13 protein-coding genes and 1 pseudogene are annotated in these 17,277 nt (G+C 62.6%); 1 reads left to right on the top strand and 13 read right to left on the bottom strand.

The annotated features are described in order from the left end of the window. Nucleotides 1-58: 58 nt before the first annotated feature. From pyc to AC0L3N_RS27755, 10 genes and pseudogenes are all read right to left on the bottom strand, one after another. Nucleotides 59-3,517, bottom strand: a complete 3,459-nt coding sequence (pyc, locus tag AC0L3N_RS27710; protein ID WP_473550683.1) for a pyruvate carboxylase — start codon at nucleotides 3,515-3,517, stop codon at nucleotides 59-61. A gap of 230 nt (nucleotides 3,518-3,747) precedes the next feature. Further along, the gene (locus AC0L3N_RS27715) at nucleotides 3,748-4,878 is read right to left on the bottom strand and encodes a branched-chain amino acid ABC transporter substrate-binding protein (protein ID WP_077380711.1); all 1,131 of its coding nucleotides are present in this window, start codon (nucleotides 4,876-4,878) and stop codon (nucleotides 3,748-3,750) included. A 139-nt stretch (nucleotides 4,879-5,017) separates the two neighbouring features. Continuing rightward, entirely contained in the window at nucleotides 5,018-5,365 is a 348-nt protein-coding gene (locus AC0L3N_RS27720) for a DUF6867 family protein (RefSeq protein ID WP_123151164.1), read from the bottom strand. A gap of 17 nt (nucleotides 5,366-5,382) precedes the next feature. Next, nucleotides 5,383-6,111, bottom strand: coding sequence for an ABC transporter ATP-binding protein (locus tag AC0L3N_RS27725; RefSeq protein WP_192361325.1), 729 nt, complete (start codon nucleotides 6,109-6,111; stop codon nucleotides 5,383-5,385). After that, nucleotides 6,111-7,274 carry an ABC transporter ATP-binding protein gene (locus AC0L3N_RS27730; protein WP_473550685.1) on the bottom strand — a complete coding sequence of 388 codons (1,164 nt, stop codon included), beginning with the start codon at nucleotides 7,272-7,274 and terminating at the stop codon, nucleotides 6,111-6,113. Before AC0L3N_RS27730 ends, AC0L3N_RS27725 begins: the two co-directional genes overlap by 1 nt. After that, complete coding sequence (livM, locus tag AC0L3N_RS27735) at nucleotides 7,274-8,869, bottom strand: high-affinity branched-chain amino acid ABC transporter permease LivM (protein WP_473550686.1); 1,596 nt, start codon at nucleotides 8,867-8,869, stop codon at nucleotides 7,274-7,276. The genes AC0L3N_RS27730 and livM overlap by 1 nt, the downstream gene beginning before the upstream one ends. Nucleotides 8,870-8,873: 4 nt before the next feature. Further along, nucleotides 8,874-9,776, bottom strand: coding sequence for a branched-chain amino acid ABC transporter permease (locus tag AC0L3N_RS27740; RefSeq protein ID WP_473550688.1), 903 nt, complete (start codon nucleotides 9,774-9,776; stop codon nucleotides 8,874-8,876). Nucleotides 9,777-10,112: 336 nt separating this feature from the next. Continuing rightward, a complete protein-coding gene (locus AC0L3N_RS27745; RefSeq protein WP_473550689.1) occupies nucleotides 10,113-11,114 on the bottom strand; it encodes a 4-hydroxyproline epimerase in 1,002 nt (333 codons plus the stop codon). A 12-nt stretch (nucleotides 11,115-11,126) separates the two neighbouring features. Then, the gene (locus tag AC0L3N_RS27750) at nucleotides 11,127-12,377 is read right to left on the bottom strand and encodes an NAD(P)/FAD-dependent oxidoreductase (RefSeq protein WP_473550691.1); all 1,251 of its coding nucleotides are present in this window, start codon (nucleotides 12,375-12,377) and stop codon (nucleotides 11,127-11,129) included. A gap of 195 nt (nucleotides 12,378-12,572) precedes the next feature. Next, nucleotides 12,573-13,466: pseudogene (locus AC0L3N_RS27755) on the bottom strand (dihydrodipicolinate synthase family protein). Nucleotides 13,467-13,638: 172 nt separating this feature from the next. Between AC0L3N_RS27755 and AC0L3N_RS27760 the strand changes: the two are divergent. Continuing rightward, entirely contained in the window at nucleotides 13,639-14,229 is a 591-nt protein-coding gene (locus AC0L3N_RS27760) for a GntR family transcriptional regulator (protein ID WP_473550699.1), read from the top strand. 82 nt (nucleotides 14,230-14,311) lie between these two features. Here AC0L3N_RS27760 and AC0L3N_RS27765 read toward each other — a convergent pair whose 3' ends face one another. From AC0L3N_RS27765 to AC0L3N_RS27775, 3 genes are all read right to left on the bottom strand, one after another. Further along, nucleotides 14,312-14,626 (bottom strand): hypothetical protein, encoded by a 315-nt coding sequence (locus tag AC0L3N_RS27765; protein WP_473550693.1) that lies wholly within the window; start codon nucleotides 14,624-14,626, stop codon nucleotides 14,312-14,314. A gap of 270 nt (nucleotides 14,627-14,896) precedes the next feature. Beyond that, nucleotides 14,897-15,196: a hypothetical protein gene (locus tag AC0L3N_RS27770; RefSeq protein ID WP_473550694.1), complete on the bottom strand. Its 300-nt coding sequence runs from the start codon at nucleotides 15,194-15,196 to the stop codon at nucleotides 14,897-14,899. 227 nt (nucleotides 15,197-15,423) lie between these two features. Continuing rightward, nucleotides 15,424-16,920, bottom strand: a complete 1,497-nt coding sequence (locus AC0L3N_RS27775; RefSeq protein WP_473550696.1) for a CoA-acylating methylmalonate-semialdehyde dehydrogenase — start codon at nucleotides 16,918-16,920, stop codon at nucleotides 15,424-15,426. Nucleotides 16,921-17,277 lie beyond the last annotated feature (357 nt).

A 17,277-nucleotide genomic window follows, 5' to 3' on the forward strand; every position in this document is an offset into this window, starting at 1 on the left:
TGCGGCATGAAGGGCTGCCGCCAGACGCAGACAACTCTGCCTGGGCAACATTTCTGTCTCATCCGAATGCGATCAGCAGATCCTTGGCGTCGATCTGATCGCCGGCCTTGACCAGCACTTCGGCGATTGTGCCGTCGCGCTCGGCATGCAATGCCGTCTCCATCTTCATCGCCTCGATCGACAGCAGCACGTCGCCGGCCTTGACCGCCTGGCCGGCGGCAACGGCAAGCGCCGAGACGACGCCGGGCATCGGCGCGCCGACATGCGCCTCGTTGCCCGGCTCAGCCTTGCGCCGCGCCTTGGCGGCGGAAGCGCCATGCGCGCGGTCCGGCACTTTGATCCGGCGCGGCTGGCCGTTGAGCTCGAAGAACACCGTAACCATGCCCTTCTCGTCGACATCGCCGATGGCCAGGCAGCGCACCACCAGCGTCTTGCCCTTCTCGATGTCGACAAAGATCTCGTCTTCCGGCTTCATGCCGTAGAAATAGGTCGGCGTCGGCAGCACACTGACCGGCCCGTAGGTTTCCTGCGCTGCCGCGAAGTCGGAGAAAACCTTTGGGTACATCAGCCACGAGGCGAATTCGAATTCGTTGAGTTTGCGCTCGAGCTTGTCCTCGATCTCCTTGCGGCTGGTCTTGAGATTGGCTGCTTTCAGCAGCGAACCGGGCCGTACGGTGATCGGTTTGTCGCCTTTCAGCACCTTCTTCTGCAGTGCCTCCGGCCAGCCGCCGGGCGACTGGCCGAGGTCGCCGCGCAGCATCGACACGACCGAGTCGGGGAAGGCGATATCCCTGGCCGGATTTTCGACATCGGCAACCGTCAGGTCCTGGCTCACCATCATCAGCGCCATGTCGCCGACGACTTTGGACGACGGCGTCACCTTGACGATGTCACCGAACATCAGATTGACGTCATGATAGGTCTGCGCCACTTCGTGCCAGCGCGTCTCCAGACCGAGCGAGCGCGCCTGTTCCTTGAGATTAGTGAACTGCCCACCCGGCATTTCGTGCAGGTAGACTTCCGAGGCCGGCCCCTTCAGGTCGCTCTCGAAGGCGGCATACTGGTTGCGCACCGCCTCCCAGTAGAACGAGATGTTCCTGATCCATTGCGGGTCGAGGCCGGGATCCCGCTCGGTGCCCTTCAGCGCCTCGACGATCGAGCCCAGGCAAGGCTGCGAGGTGTTGCCCGACAAGGAATCCATCGCCGCGTCGATGGCGTCGACGCCGCTGTCCACCGCAGCCAGCACCGTCGCCGCCGAGAGGCCTGACGTGTCGTGCGTGTGGAAATGGATCGGTAGGTCGGTCGCTTCGCGCAGCGCCCTGAACAGCACTCGTGCCGCCGCGGGCTTTAGGAGGCCGGCCATGTCCTTGACCGCGACGATATGGGCGCCGGCCGCCTGCAACTCCCTGGCCAGCGCGACGTAGTATTTGAGGTCGTATTTGGCGCGGGCCGGGTCGAGTATATCGCCGGTGTAGCAGATTGCCGCTTCGATCAGTTTGCCTTCGGCGCCGACCGCGTCCATGGCGACGCGCATGTTGTCGACCCAGTTCAAACAGTCGAAGACGCGAAACAGGTCGATGCCGCCGACGGCTGCCTGTTTGACGAAATGCTGGACGACATTGTCGGGATAGTTGGTGTAGCCGACGCCGTTGGCGCCGCGCAAAAGCATCTGCAGCAACAAATTGGGCGCAGCCTCCCGCACCAACGACAGCCGTTCCCACGGGTCTTCGGTGAGGAAGCGCATGGCGACGTCGAAGGTCGCCCCGCCCCAGCATTCGAGCGACAAAAGCTGCGGCAGCGCGCGCGCGTAGGTGCCGGCAATGCCGGCGATGTCATATGTGCGCACCCGCGTCGCGAGCAAGGACTGGTGTCCGTCGCGCATCGTCGTGTCGGTGACCAGCACCTCTTTCTGCGCGCGCATCCAGGCCGCGAATTTCTCCGGCCCAAGCGCGTCGAGCTTCTGCTTGCTGCCATCGGGCACATTGCCGTTGAGATAGGGCACCATGGGCGCCGCCGCATCGGCCTTCGGCTGCGGTCGGCCGCGCGTCTCGGGATGGCCGTTGACGCTGACGTCGGCGAGGTAGTTGAGCAGCTTGGTCGCGCGGTCCTGCCGCTTCACGCTCGCGAACAGTTCCGGCGTCGTGTCGATGAACTTGGTCGTGTAGGAATTATCGGCGAAACTCGGGTGATTGATGATCGCCTCGAGGAAGGTGAGATTGGTCGCCACGCCGCGAATGCGGAACTCGCGCAATGCCCGGTTCATCCGGGCGATGGTCTCGGCCGGCGTCGGCGCCCAGGCCGTCACCTTCTCCAGCAGCGGGTCGTAAAAACGGGTGATGACCGCGCCCGAATAGGCTGTGCCGCCATCGAGGCGGATGCCGAAACCGGTGGCGCCGCGATAGGCGGTGATACGACCATAGTCGGGAATGAAATTTTGCTCGGGATCTTCCGTGGTGATGCGGCACTGCAGCGCGTGGCCGTTGAGCCTGATATCCTTCTGCGCCGGCACGCCCGATTCCGGCGTGCCGATGGCGAAACCATCGAGGATGTGGATCTGCGCCTTGACGATGTCGATGCCGGTCACCTGCTCGGTAACGGTGTGCTCGACCTGGATGCGCGGGTTGACCTCGATGAAGTAGAATTTGCCGGTGTCGGCATCCTGCAGGAATTCGACCGTGCCGGCGCCGATATAGCTCGTCTCGCGGGCGATCTTTAGCGCATGACCGCAAAGCTCTTCGCGCTGCGACATTTCGAGATACGGCGCCGGCGCGCGCTCGACCACCTTCTGGTTGCGGCGCTGGATGGAGCAATCGCGCTCGAACAGGTGCACGGCATTGCCGTGTATGTCGCCCAGCACCTGCACCTCGACATGGCGGGCGCGCTCGATCAGCTTTTCGAGATAGACCTCGTCCTTGCCGAAGGCGGCTTTCGCTTCCCGCTTGCCCTCCGTCACCTCGCGGGCGAGATCGGCTTCCGAGCGGATAGCGCGCATGCCGCGGCCGCCGCCGCCCCACGATGCCTTCAGCATCACCGGATAGCCGATCGTCTTGGCGAGTGCCTTCACCGCTTCCATGTCGTCCGGCAAGGGATCGGTAGCGGGAATTACCGGCACGCCGACCTCGATCGCCAGGTTGCGTGCAGCGACCTTGTTGCCGAGCCTGCGCATCGTATCCGGCTTGGGTCCGATGAAAATGATGCCTGCGCCGGCGCAGGCTTCGGCGAACTCAGGGCTTTCCGACAACAGCCCGTAACCCGGATGGATGGCATCGGCGCCCGAAAGCCTGGCGACGCGGATCACTTCCTCGATCGACAGATAGCTTTCGATCGGCCCCATATCCCTGGTCAGATGCGGCCCGCGCCCGACCTGATAGCTTTCGTCGGCCTTGAAGCGATGCAGCGAGTATTTGTCCTCCTCGGCCCAGATCGCAACGGTTTTGAGGCCGAGTTCGTTGGCCGCGCGGAAGACGCGGATGGCGATTTCGGAGCGATTGGCGACAAGGATCTTCGAGATTGCCAAGGACAGGCTCCGGACGCGAACGGAAGGGTACTGACGACATGATTAACGCGAAAATGCTGCAGTGCAAACAAAATCGAAGGAAGCGATTAAACCGATTTAGTTTGATCTATCGCGTTAACACATTGCGTGTCGGTCCCGACAACGCCTCGCAGTCCCGATCAAGCTTTCGGGAAACTCCCATGAAAAATGCCCGGCGCGAGGCGCCGGGCATTTTATGTAGCAACGTCCGGTTACTTGCCGGGTGCGTTCTCGACATAGGTGTACTTGCCGTCGTCACCCTTTTTCCAGGTGTACATGACGTAATCCGGACGGGTGATGTCGCCTTTCGCATCATAGCCGATCTCGCCGATCGTGGTCTTCCAGGGGCCGGCCGACTTGATGGTCTCGGCTACCTTCTGAGCGTCATCGGCTGAACCGGCCTTGGCGATGGCGGCCGCGATGATTTCCATCGCCGCGTAGGAGTAGAGGGTATAGGCCTCAGGCTCGAAGCCGGCCGCGCGGAACTTCTCGACGAGTTCCTTGGCGTTCGGATTCTTGCGCGGATCCGGAGCGAACGTCATCAGCGTGCCGTCGACGGCGTCGCCGGCGATGGAGGCCAATTCGTTTGACACGATGCCGTCGCCGGACATGAAGGTTGCCTTGAGGCCCTGGTCGGCGAGCTGGCGGATGATCAGGCCGGCTTCGGTGTGCAGGCCGCCATAGTAGACGACGGAGACGCCCGCGTCCTTCATCTTGGCGATGAGGGCCGAGAAATCCTTGTCGCCGACATTGATGCCTTCATACATGGCCTCGGTCACGCTATTGGCTGCAAGCGCCTTCTTGGTTTCGTCGGCGAGGCCTTGGCCATAAGGCGTCTTGTCATGGATGACAGCGATCTTGGCATCCTTGAAGTTCGCGGCGAGATAGTCGCCAGCAACCTTGCCCTGCTGATCGTCGCGTCCGCAGGTGCGGAAGGTGTTCCACATGCCGCGTTCGGTGAACTTCGGATTGGTCGCAGCCGGGGTGATCTCGAGGATACCGTTCTCGGCGTAGACTTCCGATGCCGGGATCGAAACGCCCGAGTTGAAGTGGCCGACCACGTACTTGACGCCGTCAGCGACGAACTTGTTGGCGACCGAGATGCCCTGCTTCGGATCGGAGACGTCGTCGCCGACCGTGAGCTTGACCTGCTCGCCGTTGATGCCGCCGGCCGCATTGATGTCGGCGACAGCCTGTTCGGCGCCCTTTTGCAGTTGCGCGCCGAAGGCGGCGTTCGGACCGGTGATCGGACCGGCAACGCCGACCAGGATGTCAGCCCACGCGCTTCCGCTGAACGCGACGAGCGCGGTCAGGGCGACGGCGGACAAAAGTGATTTTCTCATGTAAAACGCTCCCATTTACAGAGTGGGCGTGGATGATGCTTTCATGCGATGCCCACTTTTACTCGCAGAAAACGTACTTTGCCGATTTTCAGGCACTTGTCACGCCGATTCATCCCCGGAACGGCGTTAATGGTGAACGTCAACCTTTTGGTTTCCAGCTCAAAAGCGATGCTCTTTCGTAGAGCCAGTTATACTGTGTCACCATCTGGTTGGTGCGCGTGTATTGATAGCCGATGAAGCCCAATATCATCAGGACAATGGTGTCGACGATGTAGTACTGCAGCGAGAACATCGTGCCGCCGAACAGTGCGTGATGGATGAACCTTACGGCGATGCCGAGGCCGAGCATGTAAGCGAACAATTGGACGAAGCTGCGCCATGTTTGGGCGCAGGCCTTGCCCGTCATCCATGCCGCCCAGCCGCCAAGCAGGCAGGTGACGAAGAAGAAATGCCAGACCGAGGGTTCCTCATAGAGAATGCCCTGCATGATGAAGACTCCTGAACTCAGTGATGGCCGCCTTCGAGATAGGCGGCGCGCACATCCGGATCGGCGAGCAGTTCCTTGCCGGTGCCGCTCATCGTCACATTGCCGTTGACCATGACATAGCCGCGCGTGGCGAGCTTCAGCGCGCCGAAGGCGTTCTGCTCGACCAGGAACACGGTCAGCCCCTGCGTGCGGTTCAACTCGCGGATAGCGTCGAAGATCTGCTTGACGATCAGCGGCGCCAGGCCCAGCGACGGCTCGTCGAGCAGGAGCAGCTTCGGCCGCGCCATCAGCGCACGTCCGATCGACAGCATCTGCTGCTCGCCGCCCGACAGCGTGCCGCCGCGTTGGGCAATGCGTTCCTTCAGGCGGGGAAACAGCGTGAACACCTTCTCGACGTCCTCGTCGTAATGCTGGAGGTTGTCGAGGCTGGCGCCCATCTGCAGATTTTCCATCACCGTCATGCGCGGGAAGATGCGCCGTCCCTCCGGCGACTGGGCGATGCGCATGCGCGCGATCTCATGGGTCGGCAATTGGGTGATGTCGGTGCCGGCGAAGGTGATGGTGCCCGCCCGCGCCCGTGGAGCACCAAAAATGGTCATCATCAGCGTCGACTTGCCGGCGCCGTTGGCGCCGATCAGCGCCACGATCTCGCCCTGCTTAACGGTGACATCGACGCCGTTCAGCGCCCTGATGTTGCCGTAGTAGGTCTGGACGCCCTTGATATCGAGCAGCGTCGTGCCGGCCATTATTTACGCCCTCCGCGCCGGTTGGAGACGCCCGGTGTCTTCGGCTTTACCGGAGCCTTGGTTGCTGGCTTTGCCGCTGAGGATTTCGCGGCAGAGGATTGCTTGGCTGCCGCCGGCGAGGCTGCCTTGCTTGCCGCGGCGCTCGACCTTGCGTCGACCTGCCCGGCTTTCGAGGCGCCCTTCGACACCGTGACGCGTTCGCCCTCGCTGTGGCCGATCGTGTCGGTCACCGGCCCGGCGAGATATGAAGATGATGTGCCTGGGCCGTGCGCCGAATCTGGACCCGTATCCAGCTGCTCGATGACGTCTTCGTCGCCGACCTCGGTCAGCACCGTCTCGACCTCCTCGTCTTCGACGCCGAGATAGGCGGCGATGACGCGCGGGTCGGTGCGTACCGCCTGCGGACTGCCGTCCGAGATCTTGCGCCCGTATTCGAGCACCACGATATGGTCGGAAATCTGCATGACCACCGCCATGTCGTGCTCGATCAGCAGGATCGAGGTGCCGGTGGTATCCTTGATGTCCATCAAAAGCGCGTTGAGCGCCATTGATTCCTTCGGATTGAGGCCGGCGGCCGGTTCGTCGAGGCAGAGCAGTTCCGGACCCGTGCACATCGCCCGTGCGATCTCCAGGCGCCGTTGCGCGCCGTAGGGCAGGTCGCCGGCCGGATCGTCGGCTCGGTCGACGAGGTTGGCCTTCTCCAGCCAGTGCTTGGCCAGGTCGATCGACTCGGCCGATGCTGTCCGGTAGCCGCTGAAGCCGAACAGGCCGAGGATGGTGTAGCCGGATGCCTTCATCAGCTTGTTGTGCTGCGCCACCAGCAGGTTCTCCAGCAGCGTCATGCCGGAGAACAGGCGGATGTTCTGGAACGTGCGGGCGACCTTGGCCTTGGCAGTGATCTGGAAATCCGGCATCCGCTCGAGCAGGAACTCCCCACCGTCCCTGCCGGCGAAGCGGATCATGCCCTCCGACGGTTTGTAGAAGCCGGTGATGCAGTTGAATACGGTGGTCTTGCCGGCGCCGTTCGGGCCGATCAGCGCGGTGATCTCGCCACGCTTGGCCTGGAATGACAGGTCGCCAATGGCGACTAGGCCACCGAACTTCATCGACATATGCTCGACCTGCAGGATGGCATCGTTCACGGAGGGGCTCGCATCACTCATCAGCCGTGGCCCTCCTTGGTGAAGGAGCCGGATACGGCCCTGCGCTCCTTGAGGAAGGCTGTCGGTTCACGGCTGCCGACAAAGCCGCGCGGCTTCCACACCATGACGATGACCATGGCTATGCCGAACAGCAGCATGCGGTAGAGTTCCGGCGTGAAATCTGGGCCGAAGACCTGCTTCAGGAAATCGAGTTCGCGCAGCGCCTCGGTGCCGCCGATCATCACCAGGGCGGCGACGGCAATGCCGACAAGCGAGCCCATGCCGCCGAGCACGACGATGGCGAGGATAATCGCCGATTCCAGGAAGATGAAGGATTCGGGGCTGACGAAGCCTTGCCTTGCGGCGAAGAACGAGCCGGCGAAGCCACCGAACATGGCGCCGGTGGCAAAGGCGGTGAGCTTGGTGGTGGTGGTGTTGATGCCGAGCGAGCGGCAGGCGATCTCGTCTTCACGCAGCGCTTCCCAGGCGCGGCCGACCGGCATGCGCCTGAGCCTTATGGTGACAAAGGCCGTCAGCAGGCAGAGCCCAAGGATCAGGTAGTAGAGGAAGATCTTGTAGTAGGCGCCAGATTGGGCGATGCCGAGAACCTTCGAGATGTAGTTCGGATCCGACACGTTGAACGATATCAGGCCGAAGAAAGAGACCTTCGGGATACCGGAAATGCCGGCCGAGCCGTTGGTGACCTCGCGCCAGTTGATGATCACCAGCCTTATGATCTCGCCGAAGGCGAGCGTCACGATCGCCAGATAGTCGCCGCGCAAGCGCAGCACCGGAAAGCCGAGCATGACGCCCCAGAACGCGGCCATGGCGCCGGCAGCCGGCAGCAGGATCCAGAACGACAGGCCGAAATGGGTACCGAGCAGCGCATAGGCATAGGCGCCGACGGCGTAGAAGGCGACATAGCCGAGGTCAAGCAAACCGGCGAGGCCGACGACGATATTCAGTCCCCAGGCCAGCATCACATAGATCAGGATTTGGATGCCGAAATTGTCGACCCATTTCAGCGAGCCCTGGAAGCCGCCCACCATCGATCCCGTATAGAGGGCAAGCACCAGCACGACGACGATCGGATAGAGCGCCAGCGCGGTTATGCCCAGGCCCGAGAAGTGGGCTTGGATGAAGCTGCGGAAATAGAACAGCACCGAGGCCAGGGCATAGATGATCGCCAGCGCCCGCACGAACCGTGCATAACCGGCAAGAGCCGGCCCCAGCAAACCATCGAGGGAGCCGGCCAGAAGAACCAGCACGGCCACTATGGCGATGGCCGCGATGAAATACGGCAACCGGAAGAACCGCGTCGCGACGCTGGCTGGCAACAGGCCGGTGGCGACATCGGCGATCTTCTGTTTGGCCAGGAAGGGCTGGCCATAGGCGACGTAAAGGAAGCGGCCGACCATCGTGGCGATCATCACCACGGCGAGCAGGCCCCAGCGCTGCACCAGGATCAGCTCGTTGCTGATGTTCTGATCGGTCTTCAGGCCGATGAACAGCACGAACAGGCCAAGCACGATGGCGCCCGCGTAAAGCGCCTCGCGCGTGGCACGCTGGACGGGGGTGGCAACGACGTCGCGTTCCGGAGATGCGGTGACCGCCATGGTCTCAGACCTTTTCGACTTCTGGCCGGCCCAGAATGCCGGAAGGCAGGAAGATCAGCACGATCGCCAGGATGGAGAAGGCGGCGACGTCCTTGTAGTCGATCGAGAAATAGGCCGACCACATGCTCTCGATAAAGCCGATCATCAGCCCGCCGAGCACGGCGCCGGGCAACGAGCCGATGCCGCCGAGCACCGCGGCAGTAAATGCCTTCACACCGGGCGTAAAGCCATCGGAAAACACCACCACACCGTAATACATCAGGAACAACGTGCCGGCGACGGCGGCAAGGGCGGCGCCCATGATGAAGGTGATCGAGATGGTGCGATCGACGTCGATGCCGAGCAGTGCGGCCATCTTGCGGTCCTGCTCGCACGCCCTTTGCGCTCGACCCAGCGAGGTCTTGTTGACCAGGTACCAGAACAGCGCCAGCAGGACTATGGTGACCAGGACGATGATGATCTGCTTCAGCGACACGCTGATGCCTTCGATGTTGTAGACCTTGGACACCATCGGCGGGACCGGCTTGTTGCGCGGCCCTTGCGTCACCTGGACGAAGTTCGACAGCACGATCGACATGCCAATCGCGGTGATCAGCGGCGCCAGCCGGAACGAGCCGCGCAACGGCCGATAGGCCAGCTTTTCGATCGTCCAATTGTACAGGCTGGTCAACAGCATCGCGACGATCATCATGACCAGGAGCGCTAAGACCACTGGCACCGAATAGAACAACGCACCGAGGATGAGGAAAACGATGAGGGCGGCGAAGGCCCCGACCATGAAGATGTCGCCATGGGCGAAATTGATCATGCCGATGATGCCGTAGACCATCGTGTAGCCGATCGCGATCAGCCCATAGATCGATCCCAGCGTCAGCCCATTGATAAGCTGCTGGACAAAATACTGCATGCTGCCGTTGCTCCCCTGGAATGTCGCCCATGCAGACGCATTCCTTTTCGTATTTCCCTTAGTCGTAAAGTTTCGAGCCCGGATTGCAACGTCATTTTTTAATCGGCATGCGTGATTTTGAAGCACGCGATCGGATTGCCCGTTCTTTCCCTTCCGGCCTCTGGACTATGGCGGACCCTATCATTGGCATAAGGCAATGTCTTTGACGATTCGGCGTCGACATGCACCCCGTTTTCGAAGGAATCGCCGTCAAAATAAGTTGATGAGCGGGATCGTTGCGCCGCCGAAGCAATCGATCTTGGCGTTCCGTTCGATTCCCCTGCGTCAGGATGCTCTCTATCTGACGACGAATCCATGCGCGAACGGATCGCGATCGTCGATGAAGATCGTGTTCAATCCGGTCATGCGCGCCCAGCCGCCGATCGAGGGAATGATCGCCGGCTTGCCCGCCACCGTGACTTCCTTCTCGACCCTGCCCTTGAACAGCGAGCCGATGATCGATTGATGGACGAATTCGTCGCCAGTCCCAAGCTTGCCCTTGGCGTGAAGCTGCGCCATCCGCGCCGAGGTGCCGGTGCCGCAAGGCGATCGGTCGATCGCCTTGTCGCCATAGAAGACGGCGTTGCGCGCATCCGCCTGGCTGTCGGTCGGCGCACCCGTCCACAGCAGATGCGACAGCCGGTCGATGCCGGGATTCTCGGGATGCACGAAGGCGTACTTCTCGTTGAGCCGCTGCCGCACCACCGGGCTCCAGGCGATGAGGTCGCCGGCAGAGTGGTCGGCCAAGTCGCGATAGTTCTTCTGCGGCTCGACGATGGCGTAGAAATTGCCGCCATAGGCGACATCGACGCTGATCTCGCCGAGATGCGGACATTCGACCGTCAGTCCCTCGGCATGGAGGAAAGACGGCACGTTGGTGATGCGCACCTCCTCGACATGTTCGCCGACCTGTTTGTACTCGGCGGTGACCAGGCCGGCCGGCGTGTCCAGCCTGAGCAAACCCGGCGTCTTCGGCTTGATCAGCCCGTACTCGATGGCCATCGTCACCGTGCCGATGGTGCCGTGACCGCACATTGGCAGGCAGCCAGAGGTTTCGATGAACAGGATGGCGATGTCACAATCGGGCCGCGTCGGCGGGTAGAGGATCGAGCCGGACATCACGTCATGGCCGCGCGGCTCGAACATCAGCCCGGTGCGGATCCAGTCGTATTCGGCCAGGAAATGCGCGCGCCGCCCCATCATCGTCGCGCCCTGGAGCAGCGGTCCGCCGCCGGCGACAAGCCGCACCGGATTGCCGCAGGTGTGGCCGTCGATGCAGAAGAAGGAGTGGCGCGCCATTTCTAGCTCCCGTCAGAAGCGGTTCGGAGAAAACGGAGTCAGATCAAACACCGGATTTTGGCCGAGAATGAGATCGCGGACCAGGCGTCCAGTGGCAGCCGCCTGGGTCAGGCCGAGATGGCCGTGGCCGAAGGCATAGACTATCGTGCCGGCCTGCCTGGCGCCACCGATCACCGGCAGCGAATCCGGCAGCGACGGCCGGAACCCCATCCATTCGCGGCCACCGGCCGGATCAAGCCCCGGCAGGAATTTTTGTGCCTTGTCGAGCAGCGCTTTCGAGCGGGCGTAGTTGGGCGGCCGCTCGATGCCGCCGAGCTCGACCGCGCCGCCGACGCGCACAGCGGTTTCAAGCGGCGTGACGACGAAGCCGTGGCCGGAGAAGATCAGTTGCCGCTTCACGTCGAAAGCGGTCTTCGGCAGCGTCGTGTTGTAGCCGCGCTCGGTTTCGAGCGGGATGCGGTCGCCGAGATGTTTCGCCAGGAGATGCGACCAGGCGCCGGCGGCGATGACGAGGCATTTTGCTTGCCGCACCGTGCCGTCGGCCAGCGTCAATGTCGCGCCGTCCTGTCCCGCCCCGACATGGTCGATCCTCGCCTTTTCGAAACGCGCGCCGTTGGTTTCGGCAAAGGCCCAGATCGCCTTGCCCAATAATTTCGGATCCGTAACGGTCTTCCATCCCGGCACGAAAGTGCCTTTGACGAAGCGCGGTGACAGGCCCGGCTGCAAGGCGGCGAGAGCGTCGCCCTCGACATGGCTGAAGCCGATGCCGAAGCGTTGCCTGGCCGCCCAGCCGGACAGCGACGCCTTGAACTCGGCCTCGCTCTCGTAAAGTTCGAGCGAGCCGTCCTCGCGCAGCATGTTTTGGGTGCCCGAGCGCGCCATCAGCCCGGCCCATTCGGCCTCGGCGAGCCGCATCATCCCGGCCTGCGCTGCGAGGCTGGCCTCGTAGCGGTTGCTTTGTCCGGCGCGCCAGAAGCGAATTAGCCACGGCAGCAGCTTCGGCAGGTAGGCGGGCGGGATGCTGAGCGGGCCAAGCGGGTCGGCAAGCCATTTCGGCAGATGCCTGATCATGCCCTTGTGGGCCAGCGGCAGCACATCGGAGAAGGCCAGGGCTGCGGCATTGCCGGAACTCGTCTCCTCGCAGATCCCCGTCCGATCGAAGATCGTGACGTTTCGTCCTGCCTCGGCCAGATAGGCGGCGACACAGATGCCGATGATGCCGCCGCCGATAATGGCGATGTCGATTGCAGCATCGCTATTCATGGCTGCGCGCCACGCTGCATGGCTCGGCCTCCGCATCGCTCGGTACCTTGTAGCCAGCCCCCTCATCCGGCCGCTTCGCGGCCACCTTCTCCCCGAGGGGAGAAGGTGTCGCCAACGCTGGCGTCAGCCTCTTCTCCCCGTCGGGGAGAAGGTGGCCCGAAGGGCCGGATGAGGGGGTCTGCGACATTGCCACCCTTAGAATTGTGGCAGTGCCGGCCGCACCGCCAGTGCATCCCTGACGATCTTTTCGACCATCCTGCGGCGCTCGCCCGACAGCGGCTGGCGCGGCATGCGCACGCGGTCGTTGGTGTTGATCGCCAGGACCTCCGCGAGCTTGATGTTCTGCACCAGATAGGTCGACACGTCGAGGTCGAGCAGCGGCCGGAACCAGCGGTAGATTTTCAGCGCCTCCTCGCGGCGGCCCTGCTTCATCAATTGGTAGATCGCGACCGTCTCGCGCGGAAACGCGGTGACCAGTCCCGCCACCCAGCCGATGGCGCCGACCGACAGCGCCTCGAACGCCAGATTGTCGACGCCGGTGAACAGGTCGTAACGGTCGCCGAAGCGGTTGATGATTTCGGTCGAGCGGCGGATGTCGTCGGAGGATTCCTTGATGGCGACGAAGCGCTTGTCCTTCGCCAGTTCCTCCATCTGGTCGACGGTGACGTCGACGCGATAGGCAAGCCGGTTGGAATAGATCATCACCGGCAGGTCGCCGGCCTCGGCGACGGCGCGCCGCGCCGCGACCGTCGGCTCCGCATTGGTGTGTTAGATCGGGCTCGGCACCCCCAAAAGGCCGTTAGCGCCCGCTTTGGCGGCGCGGCGCGCGCTCGCCGCCGCCTCGCGCGTGCCGGCTTCGTTGACCGTCAGCAGAACCGGCCTATTGCCGGCGATCTTCTGGGCGGTCTTCAGCACCTCGATCTTCTCGTCATGCGAGAGCATCGGCCCCTCGCCGAGCGAGCCGCAGACGATGATGCCGTCGCAGCCAGCCTGCATCTGCAGCGCAAAGCAGCGCTCCATCTCGCCGTGGTCGAGGCCGTCGTCCTCGGTGAATTTGGTCGTGACGGCGGGGAAAACTCCAGTCCACATGGCGGTCGCTCCATCTGATATATCAGTCGTATATTTATTAACAAACCGACTGTCAACACGGATTTCGCTATGATATATCAAAAATATATCAGGAGGCTCGCCGTTGATATACAGTGGAACAAGCCCGGCATTCGAGCCAGTGGCGGCGAAAGCCTACCGCGTGCTCGAGCACATGATCGTGACGCTCGAACTGGCGCCTGCAAGCTTCATCACCGAAGGCGCGCTGATTGACAGGCTGGGGCTCGGCCGCACGCCGGTGCGCGAGGCGATCCAGCGGCTGGCTTGGGAAGGATTGCTGGATGTCCGGCCGCGTGCCGGCATCGCCATTGCCCCGCTCCATCCCGGCGACTGGTTGCGCGTTCTCGATGCACGGCGTGGCGTCGAGGTGGTTCTTGCCCGCTCGGCCGCCCGATTCGTCACCCGTGAGGCTGCCGATCTGTTTCACGATGCAGCGCTGGCGATGCAGAAGGCGGTGATATCAGGCAATGTGCTGGCCTTCATTCAGGCCGACAAGGCGCTCGACGATGCGCTGGCGCTGGCGGCCGACAACCCCTTCGCCGCACGGCTGGCAGCCCCCTTGCAGACCCACAGCCGCCGCTTCTGGTTCCGCTACAAGGTCGAAACCGGACTGGCGGAATCGGCAGAGCACCACGTCGCGCTGATCCGCTCGATCCTCGCCGGCGACGAAGACGCCGCCGCCAAAGATGCCAAGCGCCTGATGGCGCTGCTGCGCGGCCATGCCGAGGCGGCTGCGACGCGCTAGGAGATCGGCATCAACCCTTCGGCCGGCTCTTTGAGTTCCGTCCATCCGGCGCCGGCCAGGCGCTGAGCATCGTTCAATTCGGTCATGCGTCCTGGTCGGTCGGGATCACCACGTTTTCAAAATGTTCGCCGGCCGCGACGATGCAGCTTCTGCCGGCGACGTCGGTGACGATGATCGTCCAGCTTCCGCTGTCGGCGACATAGACTTCCATAATCGCCATCTGACCGATCAGCCCGAAAGCAAACTGTCTTTCCTGGAACTGCTCGCTTAGGTGGGCGACGAGATCGCCATGTTCAACGCAATATTGATATTGGGCGCTTGCGGCGTTCGTACCCACCGCCAATGCCCCAGCAAGAATCAGGGTTTTCAACCCAACCAACAGCGATTTGCGCGCCATAGGGCACTTCCTTTGCTATCACGTCCGACAAAGGGAGAGCCCTCATTTTGCCGGAACGATTCAGGCCGGGTTCCGACGTCATCGCGTCGTTCCTTTCTGTGTTCCGGTCTGTCATCAGCGGGGACGATTCCTAATGTTCCCACTATGTTCCATATATGGTGTCGGCAAGGAAAAAGCGCAAGCAGGCGCCCGCTGGGGCGCCTGTGGATCCGTTTCATGGTCGTCACGAGAACCGCGGCCTGGCGCGGCTATGCTAAGGCGGCTGCGGGCTCAGGTACCTGGCAGCGCCGCTGTCGTCATCGCGCTCTCCCAGCCTTCACCCACCGAAACCACGCAGCTTTGACCGCGTGTGTCGCTGGCCAGGATGGTCCAGGTGCCCTGGTCGGAAACGAAGACTTCAACAATCACATTCGGATTGACGACGCCGAGCGCGGTCGGATTTTCCCGAAACTTCTCGCCGAGCGCCTTGATCATGTCGGCTCGTGGCGCGCATTGTTCGGCCGCTGTTGCCGGGGCGGCGGAAAGCGCGGCAGCCGCCGCGCAAAGTATCGACACCATAAGACGTGTCATCTGACACCTCCTTGCGCTGGTGCCCGAAGCTGTTGCCAGCGCCGTTGGTTGGTCTACCGCGCCTTCTTCGCGGCGGGATTGCAATTTTAAGACTTCTGCTGCCCGCCTGGTTCCATCACATTAGCGTTCACGCAGATACGGTGCGAGACCGGCCAACAGAAAGGCCCGGTTTCTAGCCGGGCCTTTTTCGTCTTCAATCAAAAAATCTGGAGCTGTTTGTCGACCGGCTAATTCATCGTCGGGATGACGAATTCGGCGCCGTCCTTCACACCTGACGGCCAGCGCGAGGTCACCGTCTTGGTCTTGGTGTAGAAACGGAATGCGTCCGGTCCGTGCTGGTTGAGGTCGCCGAAGGAAGACGCTTTCCAGCCACCGAACGTGTAGTAGGCGATCGGCACCGGGATCGGCACATTGATACCGACCATGCCGACCTGGACCCTCGAAGCGAAGTCGCGGGCCGCATCACCGTCGCGGGTGAAAATGGCGACGCCGTTGCCCATTTCGTGGTCGTTGGCGAGCTTGATCGCGTTCTCGTAAGTCGGCGCGCGCACCACCGAGAGCACCGGCCCAAAGATCTCTTCCTTGTAGATGCGCATATCGGCGGTCACGTTGTCGAACAGGCAGCCGCCCATATAGTAGCCGTTCTCATAGCCCTGCATGGAAAAGCCGCGGCCGTCGACGACCAGCTTGGCGCCTTCCCTGACGCCGGTATCGACATAGCCCTTGACCCGCTCCAGCGCCTGAGCCGTCACCAGCGGGCCGAAATCGGCGGACGAATCCGTCGACGGGCCGACCTTCAGGCTTTCGACACGCGGCACCAGCTTTTCCATCAGCCGGTTGGCGGTGTCGTTGCCGACAGGGACAGCCACCGAGATCGCCATGCAGCGCTCGCCGGCTGAGCCGTAGCCGGCGCCGATCAGCGCGTCGACGGTCTGGTCCATGTCGGCGTCGGGCATGATGATCATGTGGTTCTTGGCGCCGCCGAAGCACTGCACGCGCTTGCCGGCCGCGCAGCCGCGCGAATAGATGTACTGGGCGATCGGCGTCGAGCCGACGAAACCGATAGCCTTGATGTCAGGGTCGTCGAGGATGGCGTCGACCACGTCCTTGTCGCCGTTGACGACGTTGAGGATGCCCGCCGGCAGGCCGGCCTCGATGAACAATTCGGCGATGCGCATCGGCACGCCTGGATCGCGCTCCGAAGGCTTCAGGATGAAGGCGTTGCCGCAAGCGATAGCCGGCGCGATCTTCCACAAGGGGATCATCGCCGGAAAATTGAACGGCGTGATGCCGGCAACGACGCCGAGCGGCTGGCGCATTGAATAGACGTCGATGCCGGGGCCGGCGCCGTCGGTGAACTCGCCCTTCATCATATGCGGTGCACCGATGCAGGCCTCGACCACTTCCAGGCCGCGCTGGATGTCGCCCTTGGCGTCGGCGATGGTCTTGCCGTGTTCGCGCGCCAGAATGTCGGCCAGCGCATCATACTCCTTGGCGACCAGTTCGAGGAACTTCATCAACACGCGCACGCGCCGCTGCGGGTTGGTCGCCGCCCAGCCAGGCTGCGCCGCCTTGGCGTTTTCCACCGCCGCACGCAGTTCCGCCTGCGAAGCCAGTGCCACGGTGCCGCGCACCGTGCCGTCCATTGGCTGCATGACGTCCTGCTTGCGGCCGCTGGTCCCAGCGACACGCTTGCCGCCGATGAAATGACCGTATTCGATCATGGTTTCTCTCCCTGTATTTGTGATGCAGCATTGTCCGCCTTTGTGCGGCCGATGGCAACGCGAGCGAACACGCAACCGTTGTGCGGAAAATAGATAGCGGACGACGCCTGTGCATCAATTGCCGCAAATGATAGGGTGCCGGTTCATCGCTGCAGGGATTGAGAGATTGCGTTCCTTCACACCCCCCTCTGGCCTGCCGGCCATCTCCCCCGCAAGGGGGGAGATTGGCAGCTTCAGCCTTACCGCCCTTTCTGCGACGTTGGAGATTGGCGAAAGCCAATGCGACATCCGATCTCCCCCCTTGCGGGGGAGATGGCCGGCAGGCCAGAGGGGGGTGTGAAGGAACGCAATCTCTCA

This window comes from Mesorhizobium sp. WSM4807 (genome assembly GCF_055811615.1).